This is a genomic window from Cupriavidus sp. GW823-FHT06D04 (assembly GCF_058795055.1).
In genome coordinates, this window is record NZ_JBXAHL010000085.1 from 1 (window position 1) to 7,774 (window position 7,774).

Consider the following 7,774-nt stretch of genomic DNA (forward strand, 5'->3'; position numbering starts at 1 on the left):
ACTGAACAAGCAAGTTGAGGACTCTCCGGACATTTTAGCTTTGCCGGCGACCGGACATTTCAACTTTGCCTGGACAAAAGGTGTAAGGGCCAAACCAGAATGTCCGGTTCTGGCTAAGTTCAAATGTCCGAGTGTGGCAGGCGCTTGAGATAGCCATCTGCCAGCGCTTGAACGACCTTGAGCCGGTCGATCTGCCGCACCGTCATCGTAATGGCTCCTGCTGACATGACGGGCTCCGGTCTCGGACGGACGGAAAGCCGTCAAGCTTCCCGACTTCGGCCCGACGCTGGCCTGCGAGAGAGCCTCTCTTCCGCGCCCCAGGATGAGCTTGGTGCCAGACCGCCGCTTGCTGGGCCAATGGCGCGGCATGCACTAGAGTGATGTCATGTGGACCTCGGACGGGGGCGACATGACCACACGCAGAGCGTTTCTCAAGCGCGGAGCCGGACTGCTGGCCGCCGGCACTGGGCCATTGCTGCCGGCACCGCTTTTCGCGGCGGTCGCAGACATGACGCCCGAACTGCCTGAAGGCGCGCGGGAATCAGCGGTGCTGGACGCGCTGCCGGGCAAGCTGCCACTCATCAAGCGGACTTACCGGCCACCGAACTACGAAACGCCACTGGCATATTTCGGTGAGGCCTTCACCCCCAACAATGCATTCTTCGTGCGCTATCACCTCGCTTCCATTCCCGAGGTGAACGAGGCCGACTGGCGGCTGCGAATTGGCGGAGAGGCGGCCACAAGTCCGTTCGAGCTGACGCTTTCCCAACTGAAGAAGGACTTCGAGCCGTTCGAGGTGGCGGCGGTTTGCCAGTGCTCAGGCAACCGGCGGGGCCTGTTCCAGCCTCACGTGCCGGGCGTGGAATGGGGGCCAGGCGCGATGGGCAATGCAAAATGGCGCGGCGCAAGGCTCAGGGACGTACTAGCCAAGGCCGGGATCGGCAAGGACGCCGTGGAGATTGCCTTCGACGGCGCGGACAGACCCGTGATCGCGCAGACGCCGGACTTCGTCAAGAGCATACCGGCATGGAAGGCGATGGAGGAAAGCGCCCTGATCGCCTGGGAAATGAATGGCGCCCCGCTGCCGCACTGGAACGGCTACCCTGCTCGCATCGTCGTGCCCGGCTGGACCGCGACGTACTGGGTCAAGCACATCGTCTCGATCAATGCGCTGGCCAAGCCCCTGTCCGGGTTCTGGATGAACCCCGCCTATCGCATCCCCAAGGGCAAGTTTCCGCAGGTCGACCGCTTTGTCAGCCAGGAAACCGACGTCAACATGCCAATCACTGAGATGGTGGTGAACTCGCTGCTGACGAATCCGCTGCCGGGCCAGCGCATACGGCGCGGCACGGTGCTGGAGGTGAAGGGGATCGCCTGGGACGGCGGTTACGGCATCTATCGCGTGGAAGTTTCGACCGACGGCGGGCGAAGCTGGCAAGCAAGCGAGCTTGGGCCGGAGCATGGGCGCTACGCCTTCCGGCTCTTCAGCCTGCGGTTCACGCCCGGCAAGAGCGGCAAGCTTGCCGTCATGGCCAGGGCCATCAACCGCGCCGGCGCCACCCAGACGTTCGAGCTGATCCACAATCCCGCGGGCTATCACCACAATGTGGTCCAGCGGGTCGAAGTCGAAATCGTGTGAGGGAGATGCCATGAAAGCCATGCTGCTCAGCCTCATCCTGGTGACGGGCAATGCGCTGGCCGATGAGGCGAGCATCAGGATCAAGGACGGTGCCGGCAAGGACAAGGTCATGGCCAACTGCATCAGCTGCCATAGCATCGACTACATCCCGATGAACTCGGTCTTCCTCGATCGCAACGGCTGGACCGCCACGGTGAACAAGATGGTCAAGGCGTTCGGCGCCCCCATCAAGGACGAAGACATCCCTCAGATCGTGGACTACCTCAGCCGGTACTATGGCAAGGGATGAGGCGGGCGAAGGCGGTCAGGAGGCGAAACGCGGCACCCATTGCTGTTGCGGCACTCAGGGCCTTCTGGCTTCCCGCCTGACGCGCAAGTGGTCAGCTTACTTGTCGCCGTCGTGGTAGCAGCAGCTGACAATGCGCAGCCTTCATCATCCGCCGCATAGACCAGGCGGTTCGTGTCGTCGGTGCGGCGCGACCAGAAGCCCGACAGGTTGCCCTTCAAGCCTTCGGGCTTGCCGATGCCACCCCGAGGTAGTCTCGATACAATATCGAAATTCGTTATACAAGGGCCGGCAGGCACTGGGGGCTTTGCGCCCACGGCTCGCGGAACTGGTCGATGAAACCTTAACCGAGAACACCGCCGATGCCCCCCAGCCCCGCTCAGGACACAAACCGCGCCGCTGACGCCGCAACACGTGGCACGGTTCCAGAGGTTCTTCGGGCGTTCCTGAAACTTGGCCTGACTTCATTCGGCGGCCCGATCGCGCACCTGGGTTACTTCCGCACCGAATTCGTGGAGCGCCGCCGCTGGCTGGACGACAAGAGCTACTCGGACCTGGTCGCGCTATGTCAATTCCTGCCGGGGCCCGCCAGCAGCCAGGTTGGCATGGCGCTGGGGCTGCAGCGGGCGGGCTGGCTTGGCGCGCTGGCCGCCTGGGCGGGCTTTACCCTGCCCTCTGCGATTGCACTTGTCCTGTTTGCCTTTGGCGTTGCGCGCTGGTCCGGCGTAGCGGATTCCGGGGCAGTCCACGGCCTGAAGGTGGCGGCCGTGGCAGTTGTCGCACAGGCGGTATGGGGCATGGCCAGGTCGCTGTGTCCGGACCGGCTGCGCGCGGGCATCGCGGTCGCGGCCGCGCTTCTGGTCCTCGCGGTGCCAGGTGCGGTGGGCCAGATTGCTGCCATTGTGCTGGGTGGCCTGGTTGCGCGCTGGACCTTGCAGCTGAACCATCTGCCTCCTGCCCAGCATCTCAACTACGGTGTGAGTCGCCGGGTCGGCGTTCTGCTTCTCGCGCTGTTCGGCGTGCTGCTGGTGCTGCTCCCGGCCCTTGCCGCTGTGACCGGTTCCATGGCGGTGTCGGCCGTGTCGGTCTTCTACCAGGCCGGAGCGCTGGTTTTCGGGGGTGGACATGTCGTGCTGCCGCTGCTGCAGGCTGGCGTGGTGCCCCCTGGCTGGGTCGGCAATGATGCATTCCTGGCGGGCTACGGTGCAGCACAAGCTGTTCCGGGCCCCCTGTTCACCTTTGCCGCGTACCTCGGGGCGCTCTCCCCCGCGCCATTGGGTGGATGGGTGGGCGCGCTGGTACTGCTTCTCGCGATCTTTGCGCCGGCGTTTCTGCTGGTGGCGGGCGCATTGCCATTCTGGGAAAGCCTGCGCCAGCGCGATGGGGTGCAGAGCGCGATGGGTGGCATCAATGCCTCTGTTGTTGGCGTCTTGGTCGCCGCGCTGTACGACCCCGTATGGACCAGCGCGATTCACTCGAAGGCGGATTTCGGCCTGGCGCTGGCGGCCTTCGGCCTGCTCGTCTACGGCCGCGTGTCACCCGTGCTGGTGGTGGCCGGCACGGCGCTGGGCGGATGGATCCTGGCGCTCTAGCCGGGGATCCGCCAACCCAGGTCGCTCAGCTCACGGCACGCTCACCAACACCGCCCTAGCCGGATCCGCCGCCGCATCGCCCTCCATGACGATCAGCTTCGCTGGGGTGGTGCTCTTTGGCGAAAGCGTCGTCACGACTTCGCGCAGCGGGCCAATGGCGGTGCCATTGGCCATGCCGGCCGCATTGGTGCGGAAGCTTGCCACGGGCGTGGCCTGTCCTGCGACATAGACGCTGTAGGTGGTTTGCGGCTTCAGCTTGAACAGGGATACTTCCAACGCGTCGACAACACCAAGATTGCGCGCAACCACAAAGCCCTTGGCATCGCCATTGACCGGCCTGAGGGCGATGTTGACCGGATCGCTGTTCGCTCTCGGCACAAGGTTCGCGGTCCCTTCGCCGCCTGGCACGGCGTTGGAGACATAGACCAGTGCCTGCGGCGCCTGGCCCACCGGCACGCGGCTCATGACCTGGTTCGTTGCGGTGTCGATCACGTCCACGGCGTCGCCGTTTTCCAGGCCGACATAGATGCGTGAACTGTCGTCGGCAGCCCAGATGCCGTGCGGCAGCGCGCCGACCGGAATGGTCGCGGCCAGCCGCGGTTCGGCCTCGGTTGTGAATACCTTGACCACGTTTTCGCCGCCCACTGTCACATAGGCGAACGTGCCGCGCGCAGTCCTGGCAAAGGCAAGGTGATTGGTGATGAAGCCGGTGTCGAAGACGCCCTTCACTTCCAGTTTTTCGGTGTCGATGCGGGTAACCTTGCCCACGTCCTTGTGCGTCATCCACACCTCGCGGAAGTCCGGCGTGAACTGCAGGAACGGTGAAAACGGGCTGGTGACATTGAGCCGCTTGACCACCTTGTGTGCCTTGACATCGATGACATCCACCACGGGGTTGAAGCTGGAGACTACGAAGGCGAGCTTGCCGGCAGGATGGAACAGCACCATGCCCGGCCCTGCCGTGGTCTGGATGCGGCGGGTTTCACGGAACGTCACCGGGTTGATGACGGAGATATAGTCTTCGCCGCGGACGACTACCCACACCTCTTTTCCATCCGCGGTAAAGAAGCCCTCATGCGGTGAGCGGCCGATATAGGCAATGCCCTTGACTTTGTTGGTTGCGGTATCGATGAACGCGACGGAATTCGAGCCGTTCGAGATCGCGATCAGGGTCCGATGGTCAGGCGAGAAGCCAAGACCATGGACATTGAGCTCGCCCTTGTATAGCGGCGACAGCACGTCCGGCCGCGCGTTGCCGAGGCGGATCTGCCCAAGCAAGGTGTTGCTCACCGGATTGATCACTGAAACGGTGTTGCTGTTCTGGTCAGCGGTATAAACGCGATCCTGTGGCTGCGGCGCGGCGACTGCGAGAGGCGCGGCCACGGCAAGGATAAGGGCATGTCTTTTCATGAGTCGGTCCTGATGCGGGCGGTGTATGTCCGTGGGTTAGCGAGGATTGGCGGCGCCAGGTGTCCTGGCCTGGCTGCGCTGGAGCCAGGCTTGCATCAGGCGGATCTCATTTTGCTGCTCGGTGATGATGCCCTGGGCAAGATTGCGCAGCTCCGGGTCCTTGCCATACAGCAGCAGCGCCTTGGCCATGTCGATCGCGCCCTGGTGGTGCGGAATCATCATGGTGACAAAGTCGTGGTCGGGGATGCCGTTCATGACTGCCTGCGCCATGCCGTGATCCATCACGGCCATGGCGTCACCCATCAGGCCGGAAAACGGCTTTGCGGTGCTGGCGACAAAGGGCGGCGGTGCCTGCCCCGGGGTGGTTTGGTGATGCCGGTGGGCATCCTGGGCTGGCGCGGCAAAGCTTGCAGCCCATAGGAACAGCGCCGGCACGATGCGTGCCGCAGTGCCGACGCCATTGCGTGGGGTTCTCCGTTGCATTGCAGGGTCTCCTGTTTTCCGGGCCTGGCGTTCACCGGCGGCCGGGGGATTACCTGCGTATACACGCGGGGCGCGTGAACTATTCCATGGAGAACCGGATATTTTTGCGCGCTAGCCGTTGGGGTACGCCGCCGCGATAGCCATGGCGCGCAGCCTCTGCACCTGGGCGGACATGTCGTGCAGCAGGTAGAGGTCGCGCCGACGCGTCCAGGACTGGCCCGATTGCGCGTCGTATTCGCCAGGCATTTCCACACCTTCCGGGGCAAAGGCATTCATGCCGCGGTCGCGCGAGGTCAGCACGCAGCGCTTGACGTGGTCACGGAAGCCAATGACCCCCACTACCCCCATGCCGGCGGCATTGTTCTGTTCGAGTTCCACCACCTTTGCGGCAACGCCATCGGTGCTCAGGTAGGTGATGCTGCCATCCGGATTGGTCACCGGCTCGATCGATACCATATCGGTCAGGCCGTACTTGGACTTCAGGAAGCGCGCAATCTCCCACTGCGCGTAGACCTTTACCGGGTGCTGCTGATAGATGGCATGGACGGTGTCGGCGAGCTTTTCATTGACGGGGCCCGGGTCCGGCAGTGCGGCCTGGTTCCCGCCATTGGTCGGCGTGTTGCCGCTTTGCGCGTTCGTCCGGTTGCCGAACCCGTACGCCACGATGCGGTTCAGCCGGGATACCGCGATGGTCGGAGGCTGCCAGGTGAGCGCAAAGTCCAGCACGTGGGGCGAGATCTGCTCCGCAGCTGCGGTGTCTTTAAGCTGAACCGCCAGGCGCGCGTTCATCTGGCGCTGCAGTTCCGTATCGGAGATCGCGGCAGGTGCGTCGGCGGCATTACCGTCCCCGCAGGCGCTCAGGATGGTGGTGGCGATCGGGGCCGCAATGGCCGCGGAGGTGGATGCAAGGAAACGGCGGCGTTCAAGCATGAGTGGACTTCATCGGATAAGAATCAGGGCGACGATGCCTTGCCGGATCAACCGGCAAGAGCGGTCCAGGCAGCTTGCCTGGGCAACGTGTCGCCTTGATGAAGGGCGTGCCCTCCCCTTACCTGCTGCCGGCCCCTGCTGGCACACCGTCCAGTACCGCCAGTATCCAAAACGCTGCCTTTACCCGCTCCGGCACCGGGAAGTTCTTGTTCGCCAGCATCACGATGCCAATCCGCTTCGCCGGCACAAAGACCACGTAGGCGCCAAAGCCATTGGTCGAACCGGTCTTGTTGACCAGCACATCGGCGGGCGATGACAGCGGCGGCTCCAGCCGGCTCACCGGGTTCGCCTCGAGCACGACCTGCGGTGAACTGCCGGCCAGCACGCTGTCGACCCGGGTGGGCCAGGCGTACATTTCCCAGCCCAGCCCCTGCACCATGTCTCCGACCTTGAAGTATCCGGTGTGCGTCCCGGCAATGGCACGCCGCAGCTTGTCGTCCAGGCCGGCGCTGTCGATGTTGGCTTCGACGAAGCGGATCATGTCAGCCGCCGTGGTTTTCACGCCGTAGGCTTCGGCATCCAGCACGCCGGGCGCCACCCGGACCGGCTTGCCGTCTTTCGAATAGCCATAGGCATAGTCGCCCATGCGCGCTTTCGGCACCCTGATGTAGGTGTGGGCCAGGCCCAGCGCCGGGAACAGCGTCTTCTCCATCAGGTCATCGAAGGGCTGGCCCATGCTGCTGGCAGCCAGGTAGCCGAACAAGCCGATGCTGGGATTCGAATACTGGCGATGGGTGCCGGCGGCATATCTGGGGCGCCAGCCCCGGAAATAGTCGACCATCGACCTGGTATCGGTGACTGCATCCGGAAACTGCAGCGGCAGCCCGCCGGCTGCATAGGTGCCAAGATCGAGCAGGCTGGTCGCGCCCAGGCTGCTTCCCGCGAGCGCCGGCAGGTATTTCCCGGCAGGGTCGGCCAGAGACAGGGCGCCGCGGGCCTGTCCATAGGACGCAAGCGTCGCGGTGAAAGTCTTGCTGACCGAGCCGATCTCGAAGAGCGTGTCGCCATCGACCTTGCGCCCGCCCGCCTTCGACGCGACGCCGTAGTTGAAGACATAGCGCTTGCCGCCGGCCGTGACGGCAACGGCCATGCCGGGGACGCCGTGCGCCGCCATCAGGGGGCGGATGGCATCGTTCACAGCGCGTTCGACCTGGCGCTGCCTGACACTGTCGGCGGCACTGGCATTGGCTGCGAAGAGGCTGCAAGCCATGGCGAAGGTGGCGATGCGGGCAACAGGAATCCGTTTCATCAGATTTGCTCCGAGAAACCTCGCCATTCAAGGCGGGGGGTGAAAGGAGCGCCGCCGAGAGGCGGCATTCCCACGTTAGAATGAGCGGCATGATTCGTGTCTACCGCTACCGGGTGAAGTCGCTC

At 64.0% G+C, this 7,774-nt stretch carries 7 protein-coding genes and 1 pseudogene; 3 read left to right on the top strand and 5 right to left on the bottom strand.

Annotation, left to right across the window (positions count from 1 at the left end):
• Positions 1 to 409 precede the first annotated feature (409 nt).
• Together AC1Q7H_RS39430 and AC1Q7H_RS39435 are read left to right on the top strand one after the other, a co-directional pair.
• The gene (locus AC1Q7H_RS39430) at positions 410 to 1,639 is read left to right on the top strand and encodes a molybdopterin-dependent oxidoreductase (RefSeq protein WP_153956796.1); all 1,230 of its coding nucleotides are present in this window, start codon (positions 410 to 412) and stop codon (positions 1,637 to 1,639) included.
• A 10-nt stretch (positions 1,640 to 1,649) separates the two neighbouring features.
• Positions 1,650 to 1,928 carry a c-type cytochrome gene (locus tag AC1Q7H_RS39435; RefSeq protein WP_013952938.1) on the top strand — a complete coding sequence of 93 codons (279 nt, stop codon included), beginning with the start codon at positions 1,650 to 1,652 and terminating at the stop codon, positions 1,926 to 1,928.
• 96 nt (positions 1,929 to 2,024) lie between these two features.
• Here AC1Q7H_RS39435 and AC1Q7H_RS39440 read toward each other — a convergent pair.
• Positions 2,025 to 2,182: pseudogene (locus tag AC1Q7H_RS39440) on the bottom strand (type II toxin-antitoxin system YoeB family toxin); the annotation flags it as partial.
• A 105-nt stretch (positions 2,183 to 2,287) separates the two neighbouring features.
• Between AC1Q7H_RS39440 and chrA the strand changes: the two are divergent.
• Positions 2,288 to 3,517 carry a chromate efflux transporter gene (gene chrA, locus AC1Q7H_RS39445; RefSeq protein WP_153956797.1) on the top strand — a complete coding sequence of 410 codons (1,230 nt, stop codon included), beginning with the start codon at positions 2,288 to 2,290 and terminating at the stop codon, positions 3,515 to 3,517.
• 30 nt (positions 3,518 to 3,547) lie between these two features.
• On the opposite strand, the gene AC1Q7H_RS39450 is transcribed toward chrA, so the two are convergent.
• The 4 genes from AC1Q7H_RS39450 to ampC form a co-directional block, all read right to left on the bottom strand.
• Positions 3,548 to 4,927: a YncE family protein gene (locus tag AC1Q7H_RS39450; RefSeq protein WP_492382493.1), complete on the bottom strand. Its 1,380-nt coding sequence runs from the start codon at positions 4,925 to 4,927 to the stop codon at positions 3,548 to 3,550.
• Between the two features lie 36 nt (positions 4,928 to 4,963).
• Entirely contained in the window at positions 4,964 to 5,410 is a 447-nt protein-coding gene (copM, locus tag AC1Q7H_RS39455) for a CopM family metallochaperone (protein ID WP_153956799.1), read from the bottom strand.
• Positions 5,411 to 5,521: 111 nt separating this feature from the next.
• On the bottom strand, positions 5,522 to 6,340 hold the full coding sequence (locus tag AC1Q7H_RS39460) for a hypothetical protein (RefSeq protein ID WP_492382494.1): 819 nt from the start codon (positions 6,338 to 6,340) through the stop codon (positions 5,522 to 5,524).
• Between the two features lie 118 nt (positions 6,341 to 6,458).
• The gene (gene ampC / locus AC1Q7H_RS39465; protein WP_211981318.1) at positions 6,459 to 7,649 is read right to left on the bottom strand and encodes a class C beta-lactamase; all 1,191 of its coding nucleotides are present in this window, start codon (positions 7,647 to 7,649) and stop codon (positions 6,459 to 6,461) included.
• Positions 7,650 to 7,774: the final 125 nt, after the last annotated feature.